The sequence below is a fragment of the Microbacterium sp. F1-18 genome, from assembly GCF_052921305.1.
Genome location: NZ_JBREVD010000002.1, coordinates 888802 through 914157, shown reverse-complemented (window position 1 = coordinate 914157; position 25356 = coordinate 888802). Strand labels below are relative to the sequence as shown.

Below are 25356 nucleotides of genomic sequence, written 5' to 3'. Positions count from 1 at the left end.
CCGAGCGTCTGAGCCCGGGGGAATGTCGGTGCGGCGGCGTAGAATAGTTACATGGGTGTAGTTCCTGCAAGTTCGACCGATCCCGGAGGCGAGATGCCGGCTGGTCAGGCCTCCATGCCCGGGCCGCAGGGCCATCCATCCACGATGATCGAGCCAAGCACCCCATCCGTAGATCGTTTCCAGATTCTCGCCCTCGATGGCGGGGGAGCCAAGGCACTGTTCACGGCTCACGTCCTAGCGCGGCTGGAACAGGACCTCGACGTCAGCATCCAGGACTCCTTCGACTTGATCGCTGGCTCATCGGCGGGTGGAATTGTCGCACTCGCGCTGGGCGCCCGTCTCACCCCGAGCGAGATCGTGGGGCACTACGAGGAACTGGTCGAGGCGGTCTTCCCGGCCGCGCGTCGGCGACTGTGGCGGCGTCCTCGTCAACTCACTGCACCCATCTACGACAGCGACGCGCTGCACACTGCCCTAACCAAGGTGCTCGGCGAAAGGCTGCTGGGAGACAGCACGAAACGGTTGGTCATCCCGGCGTGGGACGTGCAACGTGGCTCCGTGCACATCTTCAAGACGCCGCACCACAGACGGCTCGCCCGGGACTGGCGCATCCCGATGGTGGACATCGCGATGGCGACCTCGGCGGCACCGCTCTACTTTCCTGCCGCGCGGGTCGATGGACACCGCCTCATCGACGGCGGCGTGTGGGCGAATAACCCCTCTGTCGTCGCGATCGCCGAGGCCGTGAGCATGCTCGACGTACCGCTCGCCTCGATCAGGGTGCTCAACGTGGGCACCATCGACCAGCTCACGAACCACCCTAAGCGCCTCGACCGCGGCGGGCTGCTCAACTGGGCGAAGCCGATCGCGCCACTGATCCTCACCGCCGGCAGCCGTGGCGGACAGGGCATTGCTGAGCATCTGATCGGCAAGGCCGCGTACACCAGGTTCGACGCTCTCGTGCCGGGCGGACTGTACGCACTTGACTCGGCAGACCCGAGCGACGTCGCCGGCCTCGCCGCGTCCGTGAGCCGCGAGCTCAGCCCTATCTACACCGCGCGATTCGCAGATCATCGCGCGGCCGACTACACACCGTTGATCGGAGACCGACACCGCGGCGACCCGACCAGCATGTCGACCACGGAGGTCTCCCGATGAAGCTCACTGACTACTTCAACGTCCTGCTCAAGGACACCGTCAACCTCGGCCAGGTGAAGCTCGACTCGCTCGACACTCGCGTCGAGGCGGTCTATAAGGCGTTGAAGGCCGACGAGCAGATCGGGCACCTCATCCTCGGCAAGACGCCCCAGGGCTCATGGGCGCACAAGACCATCATCAACCCGGTGGGCAGCAACGAGTTCGACGCCGACTTCATGCTCGACATGAGCGAGAACCCGGACTGGGCCGACGACCCCGAGAAGTACATCGAAGAGGTCTACGCGGCACTGCATCGCCACAGCATCTACGGCGACATGCCGCACTCACGCAAGTGCCGCTGCGTCCGAGTCGTCTACGCGAACTCCATGCACCTCGACATCGTGCCGCACCTCAACCTCGCCGATGGTCGCGAAGTCATCGTCAACCGCGACGACAACGCCTGGGAACTGACCGACCCCCAGGGTTTCACAGACTGGATGAAGAGCAAGGACGCGCTCGCTAAGGGCAACCTCCGCAAGGTCATCCGGCTGATGAAGTACCTGCGCGACCACAAGAACTCCTTCACAGGCACACGGTCGATCCTCCTGACGACACTGCTCGGCGAGCAGGTCACCGAGCTGCGCACGCTGCTCGATCCTGGCTACTACAGCGACGTCCCCGCGACTCTCCTGCACCTCGTTAAGGACCTCGACGCCTGGCTCCAGGCACGCCCGACCAAGCCCCCCATTCCAGACCCGTCCGGGTCCGGTGTCACCTTCGACCATCGGTGGGAGCAGTCCACCTACAGCTACTTCCGGGACCGCATTCATGTCCACGCCGCCGAAATCGAAGAGGCGTACGAGGAGGAGAACAAGGAGCGCAGCATCGAGCTGTGGCAGGGCATCTTCGGTGACGGCTTCAAGGCTCCGGCCACCTCGTCCAGCAGCGCGAAGTTCCCGGCAGCAGCTCCCGCGGCCCCTTCCACCGTGGGGCGGTCTGGCCGCGCGGGATGAGCCGCCGCAACCGGGCCACGCTGTCGGCCTGGCAGAAGCATCTCGTTGACGAGCTGAGGTCACTCGACAGGGGGCACCCCCGCGACGTCCGGATAGTCCAGCAGCCTCGGCTCGACTCTGACGGCAACGCCATCCTCCGACTCCGGCTCCACACCGTCGACATCCCTCACCGCCCCGGCGGGCTGGAACTTGGAGACGATGAGGAGCTCATCGTCAAGATTCGCCCCGCTCTGTTCTCGCCGCCGAGCGCCGAGGTTGATCACACACGCTTCCTCGGTTTCCCGCACGTCCTCCAAGGGCAGCGGCTCTGCATCTACCTCGATCCCTCACGAGAGTGGCGCCCATCCGCCGGAATGGCCGGGTTCCTCAGCCGACTGTGGGACTGGCTCACCGATGCCTCCGCCGGAGTGTTCGATCCCTCGACCGCGATGTACCACGCTGTCGGAGGAGTGCTTCACCACGCCGACGCCACGCCCACCATCGTCGTCCGCGAACCCGGCCCGTCGAAGCAGCGTCAGATCGCTCGGCTGATTACACGCTCACCGCACCGCTACGACCTCACCTACTCGACCGACCACGACGGACACCGCACGCCCGTCTTTGCCCTTGCGAGCGACCTCCCGTTCGGTGCGGCATCCACCTTCGCGCTGTTCCTGACGCTCCTGGACGACCCGCACCTTGACCGCGCCGAAGGACGGTCACCACGGGTCTCACCGCAGTCGCCCGCGTTCCTCACATCGCTCCTCGCTAGCGCGCTACGAAACTCTGACGGCACCGAGCAGTACTTCGTGCTCGCCGTGCCGCACCCCGCAGGCGGACCGCACCATCTTCTCGGCGGACGCCTCCCCGCAACTACCGCCGACGCGCTCCGGCGCCTCGCCAAGAAGCACGGCACCGCGGTCAACCTCGACCCCGGAATCATCAACGCCGACATCCCCATCGAATGGTGCAACATGTCCGACGAACGGCAAGAGGTCACGACCCGGCGCGACGACGACCGGCCCGTCAACGGCTTCCGAGGAAAGACCGTTCACATCTGGGGGTGTGGCGGCCTCGGCTCATGGCTCGCCGAGTTCATCGCACGCGCCGGGGCCAGCACCATCGCTGTCTGCGACCCCGGCACCATCACAGGCGGGCTCCTAGTGCGACAGAACTACACCGAAGCCGACATCGGCCAGACGAAAGCCGACGCCCTCGCCACACGCCTCCGCGCGATCCGCGATGACCTGACCGTCACCGTCGCAGAAGGAAGCGTCCCTGACCCAGCCGTCTCCCTCGCCGCGGACCTCATCATCGACGCCACCGTCAGCCACAGCATCACCACCTACCTAGACAGCCTCGCAGGCGAAGACCGCACGGCACTGATCGCCCAGGTCGCCACCGACGCCAGGACGGGAACGCTCGGTATCGCCAACATCTGCGCGCCCCGTGACACCTGTACGCCGTCCGAGCTCGACGACCAAACAGGCCGCTTGGTGCTGGCCGATGGCGCGCTGGAGCTGTACCACGCACTCTGGAAGGAAGCAGCCGAAGGCGACGAACTGATCCCCACCCGAGGATGCTCCGTACCCACGTTCCACGGCTCGGCCGCAGACCTCGCTGCCGTCGCCGCCACACTCGTCAACATGATCGGTCTGCACCTCCAGCAGGTAGAGGCACTAGTCTCAGGAACCCACCTCATCTCCCTGCCACACGCACCAGCCGGCCCACGGCATCACTTCCGTCCCGCGACACAGGACACTCGCGGATGAGACAGCACGCGGCCTCTTACTTGTGTCGCCGGAGAGCCCAACGTCGGAAGGGACGCAGATTCATCCTCGATACGGCGTCCCTCGCCAACAGGCCGTCGGGTCACTCTCTACGCACCGTCTCGTCAGCTGACGATGCCACGAGAGGAAACGCCATGGTCCGTCTGCTCTGGGCGCTGAGTGCCCACGTCCGCTGCTATCTGCGACGCTACATGCCCACCAACAAGGCCCAGTCCGTTGTGGAGCTACGTGCCGCGGTCCGCAAGGCTGGAGTGGAGTCCAATGTTGCCAAGACCATCTCGGATGAGCTTTCGGAATCAGTCGGTTTCGATGTCGCCTCGACGCTCGACAAGGTGACCGATGCTATGGTCGGCACGCGCGAGTCCCTTTTCAAGGACAAGGATGAGGATAAGGACAAGGACAAGGACAAGGACAAGGACAAGGACACCGACACGGGCACGGGCACGGGCACGGGCACGGGCACGAGGCGATGGCAGCTCTGCGTAGTCTTCGACGACTCAGACCGCGTCACGGCGGTGCTTGTATGGGCAATCATGAGACCGCTCAGTTTCTTATTGTCTGACGGGTGGGAGAAGCGCACAGCTCCGGCGTTGCAGCGGAAGCCGCCGCCCCGCTTGGAGGACATGAGTGTCGACAGAGCCGCGATGGTCTCGGCATGCAGGCGCTCTGCGGACCGTGTACGCAGCCAAAGGGCGCTCAATACGAGGGATAGCCTGCGACGTTTCGGACGGAAGGCAGTGTCGTCGGGTGCCTAGTTCACAGATACAACGAATCGCGATACTGCCGTCGGTTCAGAACCGGGTATGGGCTCGTTCTGCAGGCCGTTGCGTACTCTGTGCCGCTTACCTCCTTGACACTAGAAGCTTCTTTCACTCCCGCTCCGTTGCAGAACTCGCCCACAACGTCGGAGCCACTGATGGCGCCAAGTCGCCGAGAGGGAAGTCAGCTTTGTCGTTGCGAGAACGCTCGGCCGAAGAGAACATCCTTTTGCTCTGCCACGAATGCCATCGACGGATCGATGATCCTGAAATGGTCGGCTTCTTCACGGCTGAGTATCTCCGCGATGCCAAGATCACGCACGAGCGCCGTGTCCGCGAAGTTACTGACTTTGCGACCCTTCGACCGGCTGCCGTCCTCAAAGTCACCGGGAAGATACGAGGAACTCTCGCTCCGCCTTCTCCTAGACAGATTGCGGAAGCGCTCCACCCGCTCCATCTGACGGGCTTCGGCGAGGCCACTCGTACGGGTATGTACGAAGTCGTGCTGGACGATCCTGAAGACGCAGACTGGTCGTGGACGAGGGGCATTCAGCGCATCGATCGGGCCGTAGATTCGCTGCTGGCCGCGATCGAGGCCAGCGACGTCGAGGTGGCAGCGGTGTTCGCGCTCGCCCCGATCCCTCTGCTCGTACACCTTGGCTCCCGCCTCGACGACAAGAGCGAAACTGTCCTCTTCCGCCGTGCGAGATTCGACGACGCGCGAGCATGGGCCTGGGCCACTGACGCGGCGAACTCGCCGGCGTATGGCGTGTCCGTAACCAACAACGACTCAGCCACGCAAACGTTCGACGAGATTCTCTTGACCGTGAACGTAACCGCGCACGTCAAGCTCGACGAGATCCCTCCGCAGGTTCGCGGCTTGCCCCGTGTAGTGCTCAGTCTTGCAACTGAAACGCCCGGCCCCAGCGTGATCGACACCAGGGCCGCACTCGACCGGTTTTCGGACGGCTGGCAACGCGCTCTTTCCTTCGTAGAAAAAGAGTTCCCGACAGTCTCTCGCGTTCACGTGGTCGCAGCTGTTCCGGCGCCAGCGGCGATCCAGATGGGGCGACTCCACATGCGCGACGCCCAACCGGAATTAGTCATCTATCAACGAACGAGAGCACAAGGCTACGTAATCGCGCTCACGGTGCACTAAGAAACAACGGAGGTCGCATGGAACTCGAGAACTATTTCACCGCCTTTCTTCAGAACACGGTGAACCTCAAGCAGTGGAAACTGAAGCAGCTCGACGGTCGAGTGATTGCCATCGTGGATGCTCTGAAGAAAGACGCGGTGATTGGTACTCGCTACCAAGACCACATCCCGCAGGGATCATGGGCCCACGAGACAATCATCACGCCCGTCGGAGCGCTAGACGAGTTCGACGCCGACTTTCTTCTACACATCGAGGAAGTTTCTGAGTGGTCACAGAACCCGAAAGAGTACCTGCGAGAGGTGCGAGCCGCCTTCAAGCGGAACGCGACCTATAAGTCGATGCTTCAGAGAAAGAATCGGTGCGTCCGAATCGATTACGCAAATGATTGTCATGTTGATGTGGTGCCCTACATCGTGCGCGATGACGGATCTCAAGTCATCGTCAACTACAAAGAGAACAAGTTTGAGGACACCAACCCCGCGGGGTTCACGTCATGGATGAAGGAAAAGGATGACATCACGAACGGAAACCTCCGTCGAGTCATCCGCCTTCTGAAATACATCCGGGACTACAAGAACACCTTCGACTGCCCCTCGGTGATCCTCACAACACTTCTCGGTGGACGAGTCCAAGCCTTCGACACCGAGGCTCGGTACGCCTCAGTCGGTTCAACGCTGGTCGCCCTTCTCGAAGACCTGGCCTCTTGGCTGCGCTGGCACGAGCAGATGCCTGTCCTCGAAGACCCGAGCTGTCTTGGGACCTACTTCAACCATCGGTGGGCCCAGGAGAAGTACGCAAACTTCCGCGTGCAGGTACAGCGCTACGCCGAGTGGGCGAGAGAAGCGCTTGTCGAGGACGACGAAGCCACGAGCGCAAGCCGTTGGCGCAAACTCTTCGGAGACACTTTTGTTGCTGAAGAGAACGTAAGACTGGCGAAGTCGCTTGGGCACAGCGGGCAGCGGAAGGCTCTCGTTCTTCGAGCTCCAGAAGAGGAGTTCATTCACGAGCACTACGCGTATGCTGGCGGCCATAGCGCGCGGATCGATGCTTTCGTACTTCGGGACTCTGGACGCGTGGCGCGCTCGCTCCGCGTCGACGGTCGAGTCGAGAAGAACCGAGATCTCCTCTTCCGAGTAGTGACTGATGTTCCTGGACAGTTTGATGTCATCTGGAAGGTGCGCAACAAGGGAGAAGAGGCAGAGAGAGTTGGGCAGCTCCGGGGGCAACTCCTCGAAGGTGACGGCACGCAGGGTGTGGAACATCGCGAATCCACCAGCTACGCAGGGAACCACTTCGTTGAGGTGTACATCCTGCAAGGTGGACGTGTTGTCGCCTCGGACCATCATGCAGTCGTCATCCGGTAGAACCTCTGCTTGAATCACATCCAGTCGTTTTTGGTGGGGACGTCACACGGGGTGAGCCCGGTCTGGGGGTGCCGGAACAGCAGGATCGATTTTGTGTCTCGTCCCGCCCCAGGTGGCTGGTCGCTGCTGGCGCCTCCCGGATACACCCCTTTTTACCCGGTTACGCGGCCGTTCAGTCGAGGGGCCGTCGAACGCGTAGCAATCGATGTATGGTGCCTGCCAACGGCTCTCCGCGGGCCGCGCGGGAGGGGGACCAAAAGGGGACCAGGATCATGCAAACCATGCATCTCGCGACGTGCGCTGCATTTGGCGAGCGCCAGAAGCGCGCGGTTTTTGGTTTCGCCAGCGTCGTCTAGGCGCCTGGGGTTCAAGGAGTCGCAGGTTCAAATCCTGTCATCCCGACGGTCGGAAGCCTCGATGAGAAGCCAATTCTCGTCGAGGCTTCGTCGTGTCCGGGGGGTTGGTCGCCCCTGGCCCAGCCGCTCGATCCACTTGCTCCGGTCGCTGCCGAAGTGCGACGCTCCTGTTTACAGCCGTGACACTGACGAGACGCTCGCCGACGAAGGAATCACGACGCAGAAGTGGACAATCCGGCGGCAATGGCGCGGCAGTTGGCTCGAAGCAACGCGAGTTCAGAGCGCGCTCGTGGATTGTGCTGCAGGTTCAGTAATGGCGTGTTCTCTCGGATCAAGGCGACCTCCGCCTCCTGCACTTCGGACTGCGGCAGGACGGCCCAGCTCACCTCGAGGTTCGCGTCGATCCAGTTGACGATGGCGTTCCGGTCGGTGGGGGCGAAGCGGTAGTTCTGCATTCGGGCTCGACCGGCGAGTGAGCCGAACGGGGGCCGGTATCCGAGCACCGCGCCGATGCTACGGAAGAAGGTTCCGTTACCGCGTGCTCGCAGTTCGTTCCCGAGTAGTCGTTTCCGGAGCGTCTGCTTTTCCGCTTGTCCGATATAGATCAGGTCGCGACCATCGCGAACGGAGAAAAACGGCTCGGCGAGAGTCGCGCCGCCGCGAAGCCGGATGGCGTAGACGCCGAACTCGTTCGGTACGAGCGGCCCGACCTCACCAGCTGATCGGAAGGAGCCGTCATCGAGGAGCTTCATGGCCCCTCAGAGTCCGCGAGCTTGTCGCCGTGGCGAGGCCGCAACCTCGACGCGATGGTGCTCGCGATTTTCCCCGCCGTGTCTTTTGCTGTGTGAGCCGCATCGACGCTGAAGGATGCGACCGCTTCGGCTCCTTGAGCGCCCATCCTCCCAACCGCCCGTGCGCGGGCTGTTCCCGTGTCGACAGTGGCATCCCGTGCCTCCCTAGCGGCGACGGCCCAGCGCTTCTTCTCTAGGTTCAGGCGGCTGTCGGAGATGCCGAGTGTCTCGTGAAAGACCAGCACGTCTTCGGCGACCTCGTTACTGGAGCGCACTACTTCGCCGGGCTTGAGCGGGTGGAACAGCACTTTGCTGTTCGCTGTCGCCGCTGCAGCGTCTATGCGTGCGAGGAGGCGTTCGGTGCTCTTCGCGATCAGGTCACGACGCTTGGCGCGGCCGGCCTGGATCGCCTCGCGGTGACGGTCGAGATCGTCCGGGCTGGAGTCGAGGACTCGGTCGAGCTCCAGCACAGCCAGGCCGTCCTGGAGCTGGAAGCAGCGAGCCAGCACGGCCAGCCACTCCTCGATCTCTCCTTCTGCATCCCTCGCGACCTTCGCGATGTCGCCGATGCGCGATTTCTTTTCAATCTTCTCGGCCAGGGCGTCGACGCGGCGAAGCGCGTAAGCCTGCGTCTCTGCGATGGCCTGCGCCGCGCCGTGGAGATTCGACCACGTCACTTCCGACACACGACCGACGTGATGGCGCTTCAGCATGGCATCGTCGATGACGAGCCCGACGCCGATCATGCGGGCGAGTGCGCTGTCTTTCTGCGCCCGCAGGACGTCGTCGACCTTCTCGTCGATCGCGGAAAGGTAGTCCGTGATCTCCTGCATGGTCTGCTGCATGGCGAGCTGTGCCATGATGCCTGCTGCGCCGGCCAGCATCGCCGGGTTCGTGAGCATAGAGCCGACCGTTCCGGGCTTCACGAACTCAAGGATGTTTGTGATCTTGCCCTTGCTCGTGGTCACGATGGCGCGGCTGACGCCGTCCGATGAGCCCCTCATGGCGTTGCCGAGTTTCAGGGCCTTGGCCGAATCCTCGGTGAGCTTCACCCAGCGACCGGCGTTGGCAGTGAGCTCGGCTCCACCCTTCGCGGCGGCCGAACCGATGTTGAGAGCTCCACCGACAGCGTGCGACAGATTCAGTTCGCGGGAGGCAACACCCGCCGTTGAGAGGAAACGCTCGACCGCCAGCGCGTCGCCGATGACCGCCAGACCATCTCCGTCGATGACGAGCTCGATCTCGTCGCGCGAATCGTCCTCGTTCGCCATCCTTGCTCCGTTCGCCACGCCTGGTTGGTGACTCGAGGTTATCGGGGCGAGCGGCGCGTGTTCCCTACTGGCTCCGCTCACCCCCTCTCGCGCTTCGCATCACCAGCTAACGCCCGGGGCGTCCGGGCGAGGTGCGGGCACCTGTTTGGCGGGTGACGATCGCGGGGTCGCTGAGTTCGGCCCGAAGGGCTGCACGAGCCCGTGCCAGGCGCTGCCAGTAGGAGCTCGTCGTGCACCCGAGCACCTCTGCCGCCTCGGCAGCGGGCAGCCCACACCAGTAGGTGAGCTCGAGTGCCAGCGCATAAGCAGGCCTAAGTTTCGCGACCGCGTCCTGCAGCTCGACGGTCGCCAGTTCGCTCATGGGGTTCCGAGCCCTGGTCAGTTCTTCGGCCACCAGTTGTCGTGTCCGCTCCTTGACGCGACTCCGTCGTTGATACTCGTTTCCGATGAGATTCCGTGCAGTTTGAAATAGCCACCCGCTCGTGATGCGAGTCCCGGTGGAGTACTTTTGCCACGCGATAGCGAAGGTCTCGGCAGTCAGGTCCTGTGCTAGATCGACGTCGTTGATGCGTGACAGGATGTAGCGCTCAATTGACCTGGCTCTATCTGCGTACAGAGCAGTGAACAGTTTCGGCACGTGACCTCCCCACAGACGGCGGTTCGTCTCCGGTCAGTAACTACCTGGGCCGTTGCGATGAACAGGTCGCCGACAACTCGCATCATGACATCCGACTCTGCGTCAACTCAAGAGGTGCCGGTGCGGCTCGTCGCGATCGCTGCTGTCAGGAATCTCATGGCAGGCAAACGTTACCGAGACACCGGCCGCGTTCCGTGTCCGGTGCGAACGATTCATCCAAATGAAGGAAGTGGCCATGATCACGGCAACGCACGAGTTCACAGTAACCGAGCCTCCGGAGAGTTCTGACGTCGCGGGTGTCGATCAGAAGAGGGTACGTAGGATGCGCCCGCTCGGCGTGCTCCTGGCCATGCTGATCGGGTTCTTCTCCCTGGGTATGACGGCGCCTGTTGCGAGCGCGAGCGAACGCATCGTTCCGGCCGAATACCTACTCGAACTGGGGGGAGAAGTGCACACGCTCCATGAGGGCGAGAGCGTGACCTTCGCAATGCAGAGAATCCCATCGGCGGCTGTGCCGGGACAGGTGACGCCGAAGGTGGTGTACCCCGGCGACGCAGGCACGCTGACAGTGACCGGTTCGGGCGGGAGCTTCCACTACAGCATCGCGATGTCGGTTCCGGCCACGTCCTTCACCGGTACCTTCAACGTCACGGACGTGAGCCACGGACTCTCGGGTGGGACGACTCTCGTTTCCGGATTCTCCGGCTCGGTGCCGACTAGCCGGCTCCGTGGCCATCGGTATTCTGGTGTACTAACCGGGACGGCCTTCCTCGTAGGCGTCCCAGTTGCTACCGTCGTGCCGAATTACACGCTCTACACGTACACGGGTTAACGATATCTGGGCCGCTGTGATCGGGGCGACTGCCACCGTTCCTGCCACAGCGGCTCGGCCCTTGACAAGCGAAGGAGTCGATCATGACTACCCAGATGTTCAATCCTGCTGAGCAGCTCAAGCGCGCTGTCGATGATGGGCGCCTTTCTGAGGAGAGCCTCGAGGCCATCACCGAGATCCCAACCGCGAAGCTCCGATCCTTCTTCACCGGGGCTGAGGCAGGTGCCGTCGGTGTCACAGTGAAACCCCAGTCGCTCTCCTCGGATGAGGTGACTCGGCTGGCGGTTCTCGCGGCGCAAATTGGTCAGGGTTTAGAGATCGATGATGACGAACGACTGCGGGCGACCCTGGAAGGGCTGACGGCTCAGTTTCATCTCACTCTGGAGAATATTGCGTTACTGATCCATGCCAAGCCGACCGACCTCGCCGTGGCGCTCCGCGAACCAGCATCGCTGCCTGCGGATCGAAAGTACGCGCTCGCATCGAGGCTGTCCTATCTCACGAACGCGATCGAGCGAGCGCGTCCTGGAACTGTCGATCCGGGAAGGTGAAGGACCGCCGTCATTCCCGGTTACGGCAGCGCCTGAATGGGTTCTCCCGTGGTATGAGCTCTCCTAGCGGCGCCATGCAGAGCACTCCAGGGGGTGCCGCTCCAACCGTGCGGCGATCCGGTCGGCACGTCCCGCGTTGTATCCCAGGGTGTGCACAGTGATGACTCGCGCTCCATCGTGCGTGACGCCGACGAATGACCCATGGTCTCGGTTATGGCCGTTATGCCACCACAACGATGAATCGTCCATCCAGCCCAGCGGGTTCTCTCCGGGCGTCTGCCGCGTGATGGAAGTGGCGTACAGCTCGAGCGCATCGAAAGTTCCATGCAAGCCGCCGGCCCCGACGAATGGCCCGGGATCGTGCCACTGCTCGCGAATGCGCCCCGTCCAGGTGCGCAGAACGGGCACACGTTCCGGCTCGGGGGACGTCGACACGGCCGTGATGTCGAGCGGGTCGAAGACGTATTCCTTCGCGAGCGTCCACCAGTCGAGACCTGTCGTGACCTCGAGCACACGCGTCAGCACCGCGTAGCCAAGGTTCGAGTACGCGACGACGCCGACGTGCCCGCTGTGTTGCGTTGAGATATTCGGCAACACCTCGGAATCGAAGTACTCCGTCGTGTACTTCGCATAGGGGTCACGGGCTTCGGCGATCGTCTCGATCATCCGTGAGGGAAGCCTGGCGAGGCCCGAGGTGTGGGTCACCAACGAGCGCACATCGACGTTGCGGGGTAGACCGGTTTCTGGCAGGTACTCGCTTACCGGAGCCGAGAGGTCGACGATCTCTGCGCGGTCCAGCTGCTGCGCGATCTGAGCGGTGGCGGTCTTCGTGACCGAGCCCCACTCGAGCATCGGAGAACCGCGATGCGGCGGCCCGAAATGCTCGACGGTAACGCGCTCCGAGTCGCGAACGCGATAGGCCGAACTCTTGTGACGCACCCTCCAACTCATGCTCCTCAGACTATTCGCGAGCGTCGGTTGACTTCAGCTTGCCAATGTTGGCGGAGTATGGGTGCCATGGGCCTGATCATGGGCCGGCGGGTGTTGATACGTTCGAAAGATGGAGACGACGAATTCTGCGAGTAACGGGCGAGTCGCGGCCAGGGCCGCTCCCTGCATCTGAAATGCGCGCTCAGCTTTATGTCGGTTCGAAGAGAGATCAGGGGAGAATGAAGCGATCGATCCTCGCAGGCTCTGACGGCCGCGGCGACCTCATCGCCCCGATAGTCGCCGTTGTGGTGGTGCTGGCCCCGATCGTCGTCGGCGTGAACGCGGCATCCGGCGGCTCGTTCCGCGACAGGTCGGACGTCTTCGCGATCATGATGCTCGCGCCCGTGAGCCTGATTCTGCCGCTGGTCGTCGCTCTGCTGACCTGCCTGCGGCTATATGCGCGGCTCACGGAGCGATTCGTCGCGAACACCCGCAACCGGATGAGCGCTCGCGAATTCGTTCTCCGCCACATGGTGCGCGCGGCCGGGATATCGGCGCTCATCTTCTTCCTGTACGTCTTCGCCGCATTCGTGGTCGCCTTCTCCGTGTGGCCGATGGTCGGTGACCCGGGTATCGACCCGGAGGGATACAACATGACCGCAGCGCAAGCCGCCGCGGAGAGCCTGGAGCGGTCGAGTTACAGCTTCCTGCTCGAATACGGCGAGCTCGCCTTCGGTTTCGGGTACGCCGCCTGGGTCTCGCTGAGCTCAGCCGCATTCGCCGTTCTGTGCTGCTGCTTCCTGGTCACGCTGCCGAATCGAATCCTCGCCCTCGGCCTCCCGTTCCTCATCTATCTGGGCTCAACGGTCGGCGCAGCGCTCATCGGGTTGCCCCGTTTCGGCCTGTTGTACTCGCTCTTCCCCTTTGGGCTCGAAGCCTCGGCGCCGCTCATCGCTGCGGCCCCCATGCTCGTCCTAGCAGCAGTCACGCTCGTCTTCGCCGCTCTCGTGCTGTATCGCGCGCCGACGAACGGTCAGCTTGCGTGAATCGCTGGCGGATCGCCCTGTGGGCAGCTGTCGCCGCTGCCTCGTTCGGGTACTGCGTCCTCGAGCGGCCAGCGAGCTCGGCAGGGCTTCACGAAGAACTGGCACTCGGGGTCCTGAGCACGCTGACGAGCCCCACGTTCCTCGCCTTCGTCGTGACCCCGCTGTGGTTGGCCTACGGCCCCCTTGACTCACGGCGCACAGCCACGTTCCTTCGCCTCATCCGTGCCGGCAGCTATTCGAGCCACCTGCGGCGCATCTGCTGGCGGGCGCTCCGGGCGATGATGCCGCCCCTCCTGGCCGTCATCACCGGAGCGGCGGCGGCGGTCGCCGTCGACTTGGGCGGACAGCTCGACCGGGATTCGACTCTCATTGCGCGCATCGACGACGTCGGGATGCCGCTCGGGGCGGCGATCGGTGCGCAGGTCGCGCTGCTCGGCCTTTTCCTCGTGTTGACGAGGATGATCGTCGAGATGCTGGCCCTGCTGAGCCTCCACGCCGTGGCTGTCGCACTCAGCATCGCGGCGTGGTTGTGGGCGGCAGCATCCGCGACCGGGTTCCTGCCGCTCGGGGGCCTTGCGGACTTCCGCGCGTATACGCTCGTCCCGGCCCTGGCAGCGCAGCCGACGATGATCGGCGACGTCGTGCTCGCCTACGCGGTCGCCGTCATCGGCCTGATCATCGCGGCGGCTCTGCTCGACCGGGGCGCACGTCAGGCCTCCATCAGCGCTCCCGACTGGGTATTGCCGAGCGCGGCCGGAGCCCTCGTGGCGCTCTTGGCCGCGGGGGCCTTCGGCGCGCGCGACACCGACCTCGTGGGGTTTCTCACCGCGATGTACTTCGGTGCTACCGGAACCATGCTGCAGATGCTCGTCGCGGTGATCCTCGTCGTTGGCTATGCCTTCGCCGCTCAGTTCCGGATGGCGCAGCTCGCGGGGCCCTGGGGGCTGGTGACGGCGTTGCGGTACGGGAGTCGCCGCAGCCAGCTCATCACGATCGTTTCTCGAGAGTTCGGTCAGGCTCTGACGTACTCTGCGGTGGTCCTCACTGCCGCCGTCGCCGCGTACTTCGTCGCCGGCGGGCGGACGATCGTGGGGGAGCCGAGTGTCATGCTGCTGCTCTTCCAGGCCAGCGTCATGCAGGCGATCCAGATCACGTTCTACGTCGCGTGTGTCGCGTGCGCCGTGCTCATCTCGAACAAGCAGGTCAGCGGCCTCGTGGTCGTCGGCGTCGTGACCGCACTCGCAGCCATTCCGATTCCCGCCTCCGCGGTGTGGCTGACGCAACGCGCCAGCAGCGCGGTCCTCTTCGACGGCGGGTGGGTGGCGACCATCGCGAACGCCCTGCTCCTCTCCGCGGTTACGTGCGCCGCGGTGCTCATCGCCACCCGACGCGGACCCAAGACGGCTCCGCTTTCATCTTCGTCGCCCGGGAAGGTTCTCATCAGATGAACAACGTCGTAGAGGTACGCGATGTCAGCGTGACCCTCGGAGGTATCGACCTCTACCGGGGCGCGACCCTCAACTTGCGTCGCGGAGCCACGGTGGCGCTCACCGGGCCCAACGGGTCGGGCAAGTCGGTGCTTCTGAAGGTGATCTGCGGATTCGTCACGCCCGATTCCGGCAGCATCTGGATCGATCCGTCACTGCTGTCTGCGCGCCGCACGTTCCCTGAGCGATTCGGTATCGCGATCGATGGGCCCGCCTACATCCCGGGTCGCACCGGGCTGCAGAATCTTCTCGAACTCGCTCGGATCCGCCGTCAGATCACCGCGGAGGACGTCAGAGCCACGATGATGCGTGTCGGGCTCGATCCCGATGCGAAGCAGAAGGTGCGCAACTACTCGCTCGGGATGAAGCAGAAGCTGTCGCTCGCTCAGGCCCTGATGGAGCAGCCGGAGGTTCTGCTGTTGGATGAGCCTTTCAACGCCCTCGACAAGAGCAGTGTCGAGCGTGTCACCGACATCCTGCACGCGGAGCGGGAGCGCGGCTCGACGATCCTCTTCACCAGCCACAGCGACCGTGACGTTCACACCCTGGCCGACGAGGTCTTCCGTGTGGAGGAGCAGCGCCTGGTCAAACAACAGGTGAGGCCTCACTCATGATCTGTGGCACCTTGGAGCGCGACGAAAGGTGCATCTGATGAAATTCGAGATTCACCCTGCGGCGCCTTCAGCGATCGCGTCGGGGGCCGTTGTTCTTGCGGGCTTAGACGTGTTCAACGGACTCCTCGCGGTGCGGGATGACGAGGCCCACCTAGCCGTAGCCGTTTCGGTAGGGCTGCGCCTCTTCGGCGCTTTGTGCATCCTGGTCGCATTCGTCGCCGCCCTGCTGGCCCGCCGGCGACGCGGACTGCAGGTGGCCGGTGTCTTAGGTGTTGCTCTGGTGGCGATCGCGGTCGTACTCGTTGGATGCACCCTCGCTCGCGAAGCGAGTATGTTCGTTCCCTGATATGCGGCGACGGCAGCGTCGGGCGTGTCACCGGAATCCTGCGCGCGGAGCGGGAGCGCGGCGCGACGGCCTCTTTCACCACCCGCAGTGTCAGCGACGTCCACACCCTGGCCGACGAGGCCTTCCGTTTGGACGAGCCACGCCTGGTCGGGCAAGCGGGGAGCCCCCAGGCGCGAGCGTCGCCAGCAGCGCCCGGGCCGTGCACGACCAGTTTCCACCCCGCGGTCGCGTTCATGGCGAGCTGCTCTCGATTGAGGAGCATCTGACCGTCGACGGGGTGGATGAGCCGCAGGGTCGCCCCACGCTGAGCCCGAACATCATGACGAGACCACACACGGCGGCTGCGACGGGACCTACTGCTCTGTAACCCCGACGTCGGGTGTCGCAGAGTGCTTGCACTCACACTCCACCCCGGAGTCGAAAGGAAACGGCTATGACTGACCGAAATCTAGAATTGCTCGTCGCCACGTACGATGACGAAGGTTCAGCTCACGAGGACTTCTCATTCATCAAGTCGATGGACGACCTCAACGTTGTGGCTGCCATCGTCCTGACACGCGACGCAGACGGCAATGTGCACGTCAAGCAGCACGGCGGACGGATCGTGGCCTACGGGACGGCCGTGGGCGCCGTCGTCGGCCTGGTCGTCGGGCTCTTCGCCCCGCCGGTGCTTCTGCTGACCGGCGTTGCCGGGCTCGGGATCGGTGCAGGCGTCGGCGAGATCATCAAGAGGCACGAAGAGAAGTCGCTGGGTGTCGACGTCGAGGAGTGGCTACCCGCGGGCTCGTCGGCGATCGTCGCCGTCGTCGACGACGTCTTCCTCGACCGTGTCGAGAAGGCCCTCGTGAGGGCTACCAAGCGCGTCAACAAGGCGATCGCGAAGGGCGACTACGACGCCGTTGTGAATGCGGTGAACAAGGGCGACGCGAAGATCGTCGACGCGATCACCGCGTGATCCACCTGGTGTCTCTCACACGCTTCGTCAGGTAGGGAGCCGTCCGGCTGTCCATCACCGGGCGCGGGCCGCAAAACCGCTACGAAGGTCTCTAACGGGGCCGAATTCGTCGGCGCTAGCTTTGCGTCACGTAACAACTCGTTGCGTGTGTTCACACAGGAGGAAAGATGTCACTCATTCTTGACACCGTCGATCTCGACGCCGAGCTCCAGGTGCTGTGCGACCCGGAAAGCAGCCGGTTGGCTGAATTCACGTCCAAGTTCCACGAGTTCCGCAACTCGCTGACGCCGGAGGAGCGCGACTACCTCGACTTCATTCGCCGAGCGGCCGACGTCGCCGTGGCAGAACACGGTCGAGCGCTCATCGAGGACGTCGACGCCTTCGAGGCTCACATCAGCGACATGCTCGGCGACGAGTACATCGCACCCGAGATGGGCGGCATCGTCATCCGCACCACGGTCGTGCTCAAGTGCGCGACGTGGCTGCTCAAGTGCTGACGGATCCCCCCACCGTTTGCGCCGGCACCTTGCGGCGCGCATGTCCCGAGAACGCGCGAGTCTGAGGAGACCCATGACCGACCAGTCCGAATTCGATTGGATGCGCTACCTGGCGTCCCTCGGAATCTCGGACGCCGCGGTCACATCTCTGCAGGACGAGCGGAACGAAGTGGTTCGCGCCCGAACTCGGGACGGGCGCGAACTGCTTCTCAAACGAGGGAAGAGGCGGACGCCGGCCGGCGACGGCGCGCTTCTCACCGAAGGGCTCGTCTATCAGCTGCTGGGTGAATCGGGTATCGCCGACATCGCGCCTCGATGCATCCTCCATGACCGTCGTAGCGACATCCTCGTCACAGAGTTCCTGCCGCACCCGACAGCGCGTGCGGCGTGGGACTCGCTGGGGGAGTCGCCGGGAGCGTGGGCTCCGCTCGGGGCTCAGCTCGCCCGCCTCCACGCCGGCACGCGACGGCTGCCGGAGTGGGCGTCACGGTTGCTCGGCCCGTTCGCCGATCTGGTTCCCGATGATGAGCCTCTTCGTCCCGACGATCTGATCACGTCGACTCCAGGGCAGCTTCAGGTCGTTCGCACGGTTCAGGCCGACTCTGCCGTCACGGCGCGTCTGACCGACCTTACGGATGCGCGACAGACATCGCTCATCCACGGTGACGCACGGCTCGACAACATCCTCGTCGACTCCACGTCCGACGTCCGATTCGTCGATTTCGAACTGTCTCGCGTGGGTGATCCGCTGTTCGACCTGGGTTCTCTGCTGGGGTCGATGATCGAGTACCTGGTCATCGACTCTCCGCCCGAAACCGACGAGAAGATGTCTCACTACATTCCGGATGTCGCCGGCCGACTGCATGACCGCGCCCGGGCGGTTATCGCGGGATATCGGGCGACAGTCCGCGCCCTTCACGGCGAAACTCCCGACCCCGAGGACTTCCTCTCGCGGACGGCAGCCTTCGTCGGCGTGCATCTGCTGCACCGCGCCGGCGCGCTCGCTCACCACCTCCACGGTGAGACGCGTGTCGGGCGATCCTTCTCCGTCATGGGGTGCGCGTTCGTCAAGAATCCCTCCGTGCTCCTGCGGCCCTGGGGGCTCGACGCTTCGTACGCCTGGTTCCGCGCGAGGAGCGGGGTCGCATGATCGACGCGATCGTGTCTGAAGTCGAGCGCACCGCCGACAGCCTCACGATGACCGACGATTCGGCTCTGACCCGTGAGCTCTACGAGGTGCTCCACCTGCGACGGAGCCCGACCTCGGGCGGAGCGCCCTCGTCCCGCTCCGCCTTCTCAGCTGCAGAGATCTTCGGCAGCGTGATGCGACACGAGGAAGGATGGCGGCCCGTCACGCAGGGTGGCGCAGGCGCGTCGGTCTTCGAGAAGGCGGGTCTGCGCGTGCGGGTCGACGCGTGCGACGTCGTCGCGGAGGGGGTCCTTTCTCTGCCTGCCGTCCGTGACCGGTTGTCGCCGGCATTCGCGGGTCTGCTGTCGCCGTCCGAACCGCCGGATCAGGGAGTCCGTGTCTATGCACCCGTCGCCCGGGATGCTGCGCCCGACGCCGGCCGCATGCTCGCCGCGGCAATCGGCGCGATCACCACCCGCTACGTCATCAAAGCGCTCAGCGTGAAAGAGGAGTACCCCCGGCCCGACGCCTTCACCATCTACCTTCCGCGGGGCGACCTCGAGCCCGTGCTCGACGCGCTGGGGGGAGGTGCGATCGCGCGGCACTTCACCACGTCGCCGCAGCACTCTCTGTTCGCCAAGATCGACGACTCCGGCGTCTCGTGGATCGAGGGTCCGGCGCGCGACAGCGCCGGCCAGGTGCGCGCAGCCTGCGTGGCGCGCGCACTCCGCACGCCTCCAGGCTCGGGCCCGTCGTTGGCTGCGGCCATCGAACGCGAGTTCACCGCCGCGGGGATCGACGCGGCCGCGCCTTACCGGCTGCTCCCGGAGGTGTCGGATGCCGCCTAGGCTGCCGCGGCTCCTCATCGGGATGTGCGCCTCTTCTGCCCTCATCTCGCTGCTGCCCGAACTCGCGCGGATGCGCGCAGCCGCTGCCGGCTGCGCCGTCGTGATGACGCCGTCGGCCGCGCGTCTCATGTCGCCCGCTTTGACCGGTTCGGTGATGAACTGCCCGGTCTACGTCGAGGTCGACGAGCCCACGGGCGGGGTCCCACGTCATCGCTCTCTCGCTGCCGACAGCGATATTGCGCTGGTCGCTCCCGCCACGCTGAACACCCTGAGCAGCCTTGCCGTCGCTTCGACGAGCAACCTCCTCACGCTGACCCTGGCGAACTTCGGCGGCCCGGTCGGCCTGCTCCCCGTTCTGAACGACGAGATGCGATCCCGACCCGCCGTGCAACGCGTTCTCGACCAGTTGGCGGCCGACGGGTTCGCGTTCCCTCCCGAAGAGCCCGGGGCGGCGCGAGACCTGAGCGGCCGAGCGCAGGCGGGGGTCAGCCGGCACGGTCTGAACAAGCTCGTCGCGCAGCTCGCGACGCGCGCCGAGGAGGCGAGCCGTGACGACTGAATCTCGAACGAGGGAGGAGCTCGCGCCAGCGCGACTGCTCGGTCCGGATCTGTTGCGCGGCGTCGGCATCATCCTGCTCCTGCTCACCAACGTTCCGCTGATCCTGACTCCGATCCGGTACGAACAGGTCGTGGGCGCGAGCCCGTTCACGGGTGTCCCCGTGGACGACGCCGCGATCATGCTGTTCCTCAGCGTCCCCACCATGACAGGCATGGGGATGTTCGTTCTCGCGATGGGGCATGGTCTCGCCCGGGCGGGGGCCGGGCGGCGAGAGTTCCGATACGCGATCATCCGGCTCGGCGCGATCGGGGTGGTCGGACTGCTCCACGGATTGTTGGTCTGGTGGGGTGACATCCTCCTCTACTACTTCATCGCCGGTGTGATCGCGTTGTACTTCCGGTTCCGCCAACCGATCGCTCAGATAGCGATCGGAGCGAGCATCACGATGTTCCCTCTCGTGCTCGTCGTCTCCGATCTGCTGGCGCGCATCGGAACCCGCGGCGACGGTGCCACCAACGCGATGTCCGCCGTCTCAGACGCCTATCGCGGTCTGCAGGCGGATGCGGCGAGCGCCTACGGTTCGCACGATGCGGGGGCGATTCTGCAGCAGCGGCTGACGGATTGGCTCGTCTACATGCAGGACTTCGCCCCGGTCGGACTGCCGCAGCTCGTCGGGCTTCTGTTGATCGGCATCGGGATCTCGCGCCTCCGGGCTGCGGGATCGACAGTGCTGAAGACTGGGCGGGCGCGCTCCGTCCTCGTGATCGCGGTGGTGGTCGCGGGTGCGGCCTACCTCTATCAGCTCGGGGTTCAGATTCTGCTGCCCCATGACACCGGCGTGCTGAGTGCGCTCTCGACATGGTGCCAGGTCATCGCGCCTCCCGTTCTCGCGGTCGCGATGTACGTGTTGATCCTCATGCGGGAGACGCGTCTGTCTGCGTCCCCGCTGGTTCGAGCCGTGGCCGCGATGGGGCGATACCCGTTGTCGATCTACATCTTCACGAGCATCATCTGCGCCGTCGCGGCGTACGGATTCGGCTACTACGGCCGCGTCTCGGCGAGCGGAGCGGTCGCCATCGGAGTGGTGCTGACGATCGTGTTCGCGCTCCTGTCGATCGCTATGGATCGTGCCGGAAAACAGGGGCCGATGGAGAGCCTCATCCGGCTCGTCGTGAAGCGGCGGCAACCGGATCAGGCACAGGCAACGAGCAGAGGAGAGGGCACGTGGAATCGATAGCGCGTTTCCGTTCGACGATGACCACCGCGGGACGAGTCGCGGCGACGGAGAAATCGCCGGTGAGTGCCGAGCACGTCGCGTTCGCGCTCGCATCGGAGAGCGCTGCCGAGCATCCGGTGGCCGGTCGCGTGCGCGAGTACGGCGACCTGCGGGGGTGGGGGTCGGGGGATGAGCGCCGCGGCCTCGCCGAGCGCATCGGACTGCGTCGCCGCCCCGCCTGCGAACCGACGCTTCAACGTGAGATCGAACGAGCCGCCGCGGGAGGAGACCCGGACGTCCGTGCGGTCCTCCGTTCGATGCACCGGCGGGGGGAGCTGGTCGATCTTTCCGAATTCGTGTCGGCGTCGGGTCTTGATCTCGCCGGCTGGCTGGGGGCCGATGATGACTGATCCGACCCGGTCACGGACCGCCCTCACGCTGCGGGGCGTGACGAAGACGATCGACGCGTCGCGGATCCTCGACGGCGTCACCTTCGATGTCCCCGTCGGGCAGGTCGTCGGACTGATGGGGCCGAACGGTGCCGGCAAGACCACGCTCATGCGCAGTCTCGCCGGGCTGTACGAGCTCAGCTCGGGAAGCGCGCTCGTCGACGGTCACGCCGCGGGCAGTCCCGAGGCGCGACGCGCGCTGAGCCTGATGCCGGAAGACCCCGACCTCTATCCCGGGCTCAGCGTCATCGAACACGTGCGTCTGGTCGAAGGTCTGAACCGTGTCACGACGACCGCGCAAGCACGCGCGGCGCTGCTCGAGAGATACGACCTCGCCGACAAGCGCGACTCACTCCCGCACGAACTGTCGCAGGGCATGCGACGGAAGCTGGCGCTGATCCTCGCGCTCACGAAAGGATCACGAATCCTCCTTCTCGACGAACCGTTCAACGGTCTGGATCCCGTCTCGTCCCGCGAGCTGCGCGACGAAGTTCGCCGATTGTCTGAGCAAGGATGCACGGTTCTCATCTCCATGCACGGGCTCGGCGATCTGGAGAAGATCGCCGATCGGGCGCTGATGCTGTACGCCGGTCGCCTCGTCCACGACATGAGAGTGAGGCCGGCCGAGGGCGAGTCCGGAGAGTCGCTCGAGGACGCCTACCTCCGCGTCGTGGGGACGATGAGCCGTGGCTCCGCCTAGCGCTGCGCGCCGTTCCGCGACGACCGCCGCCGTCGCGCTCGTCACCGCCTATGCACGTATGCGGATCCGTGACCTGCGCGTGCTCCTCCTCAATCCGCTCGCTCTGGTGCTCTCGGCGGTCGGCGTGGTCGGCTACCTGTGGATCCTCGTCAGCCAGGGTGACGACATCTCTGGAGGAGACCAGACTCCCGGGGTGCGCTTGGCGGGTCTCGGCCTGGGCCTGATCTTGCCGCTCGTCGTATTGACGGCGCAGCGCGGCTCACCGCTGCGGCTGCGCCCCGGAGACGTGTCGTGGGTTCTGGCGAGCCGCGACGGTCCGGTCCTCGTGCTGCTGACCCACGCGCTCGGAACAGCGGCTATGGGATTCATCGGGGCATCGGCGGCTAGCGCGATCGCCCTCGTCCTGCGCGGCGAGCCACCTCAGCTGGGCCTGGTCTCGGGTGTGGCGCTCACGAGCATCCTCCTCCTCATCCGTTCGGTGTCGTTGTCGGCGCACGCTCTCGGGCACCGGGTCTCGAAGCATGGTCGAGCCGCGCTCGTCGGTGTTGCGAGTGCGTGGGCGATCCTGTGGGGAGTCCTGAACGCCGCGGCATACGCCGGTCTCGTGCCCGACGACGGCCCGTTCGCATGGGCACTGGCAGCGGTTGCCCAGCCGATCGCCGCGGTCGTGTCTCCGGAATCGGCGGATCTCACGGTGAGCGCGGGGTTCATCGTTCTCGCGGCGATCGCGGTGTCGGTGCTCGCCGCGAAGCCGCGGGTGTTCGTCGAACCGGCGGTCCAAGAGAGCATCCTCGCGAATCAGCTGTCGAAGGCTCTTTCGGGTGGACCATCGTCTGCCCTGCAGAGTAGGGGATATGCGGTCGGGATGAGGTCGTGGGACCGATGGCCGTCCCGCCCGATTCCGGCGGTTCTGGTGAGTCACCTCGCTCAGATTCGTCGCCGCCGGTGGCAGTACCCGGCCACCGCGGTCGTGCTGATCGCGGTGGTGTCACTGTGCATGCTCTCCGGGGGAGTCGTGCCGGTGACCGTCGGGGTGGTCATCGCGGTGCTCCTTCCCTGCGTGTCGGCGGCATCTCAGCTCGCCGCGGCGGATCTGGATCACCAGCATCTGCTTCTGGCCGATGTGTCCGTGGTCAGGACGGGCCTCGCCGGTGTGCTGCTGAACGCGTTCTTCGACCTGGTCGTGGCAGCGCCCGCGGTGATCCTGGGCGTGTCCATCCAATTCGGCCACGTGGGGTGGGGCATCGCCTACATGGTTCCCCTGGCGGCCTTCTTCGTGTGCTCATCGCTCGCCGGCGTGGGAGCGCGAGCGTTCTCGGAAGCGCCGATCGGGCGGGCGATCGCGGGGCTGCTCCTCAGCGCTGCCCCGCTCTTGATCGCGGTGTCGAGTGTTCTCGGCTACGGCGATGATCACGTCGCGTGCCGATCGTGGGTGACGATCGCCGGCACAGTGATCGTGGCCGCGGTCCTGTACCTCGGACTGGCGTTCGCGGTGTTCCGCTCGGCTCTGCCCGGGGCACGGCCGGGCGGGACGCCGGCGTCGACGGTCACCGAGCGGGTAGACGTGCGATGAGCGTCCATCCGTCGTCGGTCGGGCCAGACGTGAAGTCACCCCCGGACACGGCGACGCGCTCGCGCAGACGGTCGAGTCCGTAACCGGACGATGGGATGCCGTTCGTCATCGGCGCGGGACCGGTGGTGTTCGCCATCTCGAGCCGGACATCGTCGCCGAGGATCTCGAGAGTGATCCTCACCGAGGTGTTCTCGGGCGCGTGTTTGGCGATGTTCGTGGTCCCCTCGCGTATCAGGTGAACGAGGGTCTGCTCGATCGTCGACGACACCGAGCCTTCGGTGGATCGCACGCTGATCGTCGCTCCCAGCTGCACGAGCGCATCGCGGGCCTCGTCGAGTGCCGAGTCGATGCTCGCCGGCTGTTCGTCGACAGGCCCGGTGAGAGAGCCGTCATCGTCGCGCACGATCCTCAGCATCCTGCGGATGTCGGCGAGCGCCTGGTCTGCGCCGGCGCGGATCGCGCGAACTGACTGGTCGCGCAGGGCTTCGTCGTCGACGCGCTCGAGGACCCTCGCGTGCATCGAGACGAGCGTGATGTCGTGCGCGATGATGTCGTGCAACTCGTCTGCAATGCGATCTCTCTCAGCTTCGATCGCCGCCGAGCGTGCCTGCGCCAGAGCGGCGACGTCACCCGCCAGGCGCAGCTCGCGCCCGTGCGCCGCACGCAGCGCCCAGCCGATGGAGGCGGAGATCGCGACCACGAGCGCCAGCGCAGGCAGCGCCGTGTTCGCGAAGATCCCGAGGACGGTGCTCGCCAGGATCGTGAGGCTCAGCGTCGCGACGACGTAGATCGACACGAACCACACCGGGCTCGTGTAGACCACGAGGCCGGCAACGCCGGCGAGGTAGAGGACATCGCTGCCGTCCTGGCCCGCGGTGATCTGCACGAGCGCGATGAGCAGGAGGCTGGTCGCTGCTGCCGCGGGCCACCAGATGAACAGTGCCGTGGCGAGCATCGCGGGCAACCCGAACATCAGACCACGCCAGGCGACGCTCGGATCGGTGATGACCAGGACGACGTCGACGACGAGCATCATGGCCAGCACGAGGAGCAGGGCGATGCGTCCCCAGGAAGGCAGGGCGGTGAACCCACGCGTGTCCGCGCCCACGTGGGCCGGCGCGTGCCTGTGCCGCAGTCTCCTCTGGCGCTCCGTCACCCTCCCATCATGCCCGGAAGGGTGCTCGCGTCACTTGCAGATTCCGAGCAGGCGGCACAGCTCCCGCATGATCGGTCCCGCCGGTCGCATCTCCCCGGTGAACATGAAGAGTTCCGTGAACATCGATTCTCCTAACGAGGGTCCTCGGAGGAGGATGTCGGACGTGCATGCCGGTGCACTGCGGCCCGAGGTATCGGAATTCACATACTTAGG

General features: G+C 65.0%; 26 protein-coding genes and 1 pseudogene. 21 read left to right on the top strand and 6 right to left on the bottom strand.

The genetic code is table 11. From position 1 onward, the window contains the following. Nucleotides 1-51: 51 nt before the first annotated feature. The 6 genes from ACU6RU_RS08595 (at nt 52) to ACU6RU_RS08570 (ending at nt 7200) form a co-directional block, all read left to right on the top strand. Entirely contained in the window at nt 52-1158 is a 1107-nt protein-coding gene (locus ACU6RU_RS08595) for a CBASS cGAMP-activated phospholipase (RefSeq protein ID WP_289331157.1), read from the top strand. Next, nucleotides 1155-2150 carry an SMODS domain-containing nucleotidyltransferase gene (locus ACU6RU_RS08590; RefSeq protein WP_289331158.1) on the top strand — a complete coding sequence of 332 codons (996 nt, stop codon included), beginning with the start codon at nt 1155-1157 and terminating at the stop codon, nt 2148-2150. The genes ACU6RU_RS08595 and ACU6RU_RS08590 overlap by 4 nt, the downstream gene beginning before the upstream one ends. A 53-nt stretch (nt 2151-2203) precedes the next feature. Continuing rightward, on the top strand, nt 2204-3901 hold the full coding sequence (locus ACU6RU_RS08585) for a ThiF family adenylyltransferase (RefSeq protein ID WP_446726322.1): 1698 nt from the start codon (nt 2204-2206) through the stop codon (nt 3899-3901). A gap of 152 nt (nt 3902-4053) precedes the next feature. Then, on the top strand, nt 4054-4674 hold the full coding sequence (locus ACU6RU_RS08580; RefSeq protein ID WP_446726302.1) for a hypothetical protein: 621 nt from the start codon (nt 4054-4056) through the stop codon (nt 4672-4674). A gap of 193 nt (nt 4675-4867) precedes the next feature. Continuing rightward, entirely contained in the window at nt 4868-5836 is a 969-nt protein-coding gene (locus ACU6RU_RS08575) for an SAVED domain-containing protein (protein ID WP_289331160.1), read from the top strand. A 17-nt stretch (nt 5837-5853) separates the two neighbouring features. Beyond that, on the top strand, nt 5854-7200 hold the full coding sequence (locus tag ACU6RU_RS08570) for an SMODS domain-containing nucleotidyltransferase (RefSeq protein ID WP_289331161.1): 1347 nt from the start codon (nt 5854-5856) through the stop codon (nt 7198-7200). Between the two features lie 568 nt (nt 7201-7768). Here ACU6RU_RS08570 and ACU6RU_RS08565 read toward each other — a convergent pair. From ACU6RU_RS08565 to ACU6RU_RS08555, 3 genes are all read right to left on the bottom strand, one after another. Then, complete coding sequence (locus ACU6RU_RS08565; RefSeq protein ID WP_289331162.1) at nt 7769-8308, bottom strand: GIY-YIG nuclease family protein; 540 nt, start codon at nt 8306-8308, stop codon at nt 7769-7771. Continuing rightward, on the bottom strand, nt 8305-9618 hold the full coding sequence (locus ACU6RU_RS08560) for a hypothetical protein (RefSeq protein WP_289331163.1): 1314 nt from the start codon (nt 9616-9618) through the stop codon (nt 8305-8307). The genes ACU6RU_RS08565 and ACU6RU_RS08560 overlap by 4 nt, the downstream gene beginning before the upstream one ends. A gap of 106 nt (nt 9619-9724) precedes the next feature. Then, the gene (locus tag ACU6RU_RS08555) at nt 9725-10255 is read right to left on the bottom strand and encodes an RNA polymerase sigma factor (protein ID WP_289331164.1); all 531 of its coding nucleotides are present in this window, start codon (nt 10253-10255) and stop codon (nt 9725-9727) included. Between the two features lie 235 nt (nt 10256-10490). On the opposite strand from ACU6RU_RS08555, the gene ACU6RU_RS08550 reads away from it, so the two are divergent. Together ACU6RU_RS08550 and ACU6RU_RS08545 are read left to right on the top strand one after the other, a co-directional pair. After that, nucleotides 10491-11087, top strand: coding sequence for a hypothetical protein (locus ACU6RU_RS08550; RefSeq protein ID WP_289331165.1), 597 nt, complete (start codon nt 10491-10493; stop codon nt 11085-11087). Between the two features lie 83 nt (nt 11088-11170). Beyond that, nucleotides 11171-11638: an HTH domain-containing protein gene (locus ACU6RU_RS08545; protein ID WP_289331166.1), complete on the top strand. Its 468-nt coding sequence runs from the start codon at nt 11171-11173 to the stop codon at nt 11636-11638. A 63-nt stretch (nt 11639-11701) separates the two neighbouring features. Here the strand turns inward: ACU6RU_RS08545 and ACU6RU_RS08540 are convergent, their stop codons facing one another. Next, the gene (locus ACU6RU_RS08540) at nt 11702-12589 is read right to left on the bottom strand and encodes a serine hydrolase domain-containing protein (protein ID WP_289331167.1); all 888 of its coding nucleotides are present in this window, start codon (nt 12587-12589) and stop codon (nt 11702-11704) included. 218 nt (nt 12590-12807) lie between these two features. On the opposite strand from ACU6RU_RS08540, the gene ACU6RU_RS08535 reads away from it, so the two are divergent. From ACU6RU_RS08535 to ACU6RU_RS08520, 4 genes are read left to right on the top strand one after another with little or no spacing between them, the layout of a single operon-like run. After that, nucleotides 12808-13614: a hypothetical protein gene (locus ACU6RU_RS08535; RefSeq protein WP_289331168.1), complete on the top strand. Its 807-nt coding sequence runs from the start codon at nt 12808-12810 to the stop codon at nt 13612-13614. Next, a complete protein-coding gene (locus tag ACU6RU_RS08530) occupies nt 13611-15062 on the top strand; it encodes a hypothetical protein (protein ID WP_289331169.1) in 1452 nt (483 codons plus the stop codon). The genes ACU6RU_RS08535 and ACU6RU_RS08530 overlap by 4 nt, the downstream gene beginning before the upstream one ends. After that, nucleotides 15059-15715 (top strand): ATP-binding cassette domain-containing protein, encoded by a 657-nt coding sequence (locus tag ACU6RU_RS08525; RefSeq protein WP_289331170.1) that lies wholly within the window; start codon nt 15059-15061, stop codon nt 15713-15715. Before ACU6RU_RS08530 ends, ACU6RU_RS08525 begins: the two co-directional genes overlap by 4 nt. 37 nt (nt 15716-15752) lie before the next feature. Beyond that, entirely contained in the window at nt 15753-16061 is a 309-nt protein-coding gene (locus ACU6RU_RS08520; RefSeq protein WP_289331171.1) for a hypothetical protein, read from the top strand. Nucleotides 16062-16257: 196 nt separating this feature from the next. On the opposite strand, the pseudogene ACU6RU_RS08515 reads toward ACU6RU_RS08520, so the two are convergent. Further along, a pseudogene (locus ACU6RU_RS08515) lies at nt 16258-16464 on the bottom strand (MmyB family transcriptional regulator); the annotation flags it as partial. 30 nt (nt 16465-16494) lie between these two features. Between ACU6RU_RS08515 and ACU6RU_RS08510 the strand changes: the two are divergent. From ACU6RU_RS08510 to ACU6RU_RS08470, 9 genes are all read left to right on the top strand, one after another. Beyond that, entirely contained in the window at nt 16495-17016 is a 522-nt protein-coding gene (locus ACU6RU_RS08510) for a DUF1269 domain-containing protein (protein WP_289331172.1), read from the top strand. Nucleotides 17017-17183: 167 nt separating this feature from the next. Continuing rightward, nucleotides 17184-17513: a hypothetical protein gene (locus ACU6RU_RS08505; RefSeq protein WP_094261966.1), complete on the top strand. Its 330-nt coding sequence runs from the start codon at nt 17184-17186 to the stop codon at nt 17511-17513. A 73-nt stretch (nt 17514-17586) separates the two neighbouring features. Beyond that, nucleotides 17587-18663 (top strand): phosphotransferase, encoded by a 1077-nt coding sequence (locus ACU6RU_RS08500; RefSeq protein WP_446726301.1) that lies wholly within the window; start codon nt 17587-17589, stop codon nt 18661-18663. After that, nucleotides 18660-19490 (top strand): T3SS effector HopA1 family protein, encoded by an 831-nt coding sequence (locus tag ACU6RU_RS08495; protein WP_289331174.1) that lies wholly within the window; start codon nt 18660-18662, stop codon nt 19488-19490. Before ACU6RU_RS08500 ends, ACU6RU_RS08495 begins: the two co-directional genes overlap by 4 nt. Then, nucleotides 19480-20049 carry a flavoprotein gene (locus tag ACU6RU_RS08490; protein WP_120263058.1) on the top strand — a complete coding sequence of 190 codons (570 nt, stop codon included), beginning with the start codon at nt 19480-19482 and terminating at the stop codon, nt 20047-20049. Before ACU6RU_RS08495 ends, ACU6RU_RS08490 begins: the two co-directional genes overlap by 11 nt. Continuing rightward, nucleotides 20039-21286, top strand: a complete 1248-nt coding sequence (locus tag ACU6RU_RS08485) for a DUF418 domain-containing protein (protein ID WP_289331175.1) — start codon at nt 20039-20041, stop codon at nt 21284-21286. Before ACU6RU_RS08490 ends, ACU6RU_RS08485 begins: the two co-directional genes overlap by 11 nt. Nucleotides 21287-21303: 17 nt before the next feature. Beyond that, nucleotides 21304-21675, top strand: a complete 372-nt coding sequence (locus ACU6RU_RS08480) for a hypothetical protein (RefSeq protein ID WP_301114446.1) — start codon at nt 21304-21306, stop codon at nt 21673-21675. Nucleotides 21676-21712: 37 nt separating this feature from the next. Beyond that, on the top strand, nt 21713-22414 hold the full coding sequence (locus ACU6RU_RS08475; protein WP_289331176.1) for an ABC transporter ATP-binding protein: 702 nt from the start codon (nt 21713-21715) through the stop codon (nt 22412-22414). Next, on the top strand, nt 22401-23987 hold the full coding sequence (locus tag ACU6RU_RS08470) for a hypothetical protein (RefSeq protein WP_289331177.1): 1587 nt from the start codon (nt 22401-22403) through the stop codon (nt 23985-23987). The genes ACU6RU_RS08475 and ACU6RU_RS08470 overlap by 14 nt, the downstream gene beginning before the upstream one ends. Here ACU6RU_RS08470 and ACU6RU_RS08465 read toward each other — a convergent pair. Continuing rightward, entirely contained in the window at nt 23962-25143 is a 1182-nt protein-coding gene (locus ACU6RU_RS08465) for a sensor histidine kinase (RefSeq protein ID WP_446726300.1), read from the bottom strand. The genes ACU6RU_RS08470 and ACU6RU_RS08465 overlap by 26 nt on opposite strands. Between the last annotated feature and the right edge of the window lie 213 nt (nt 25144-25356).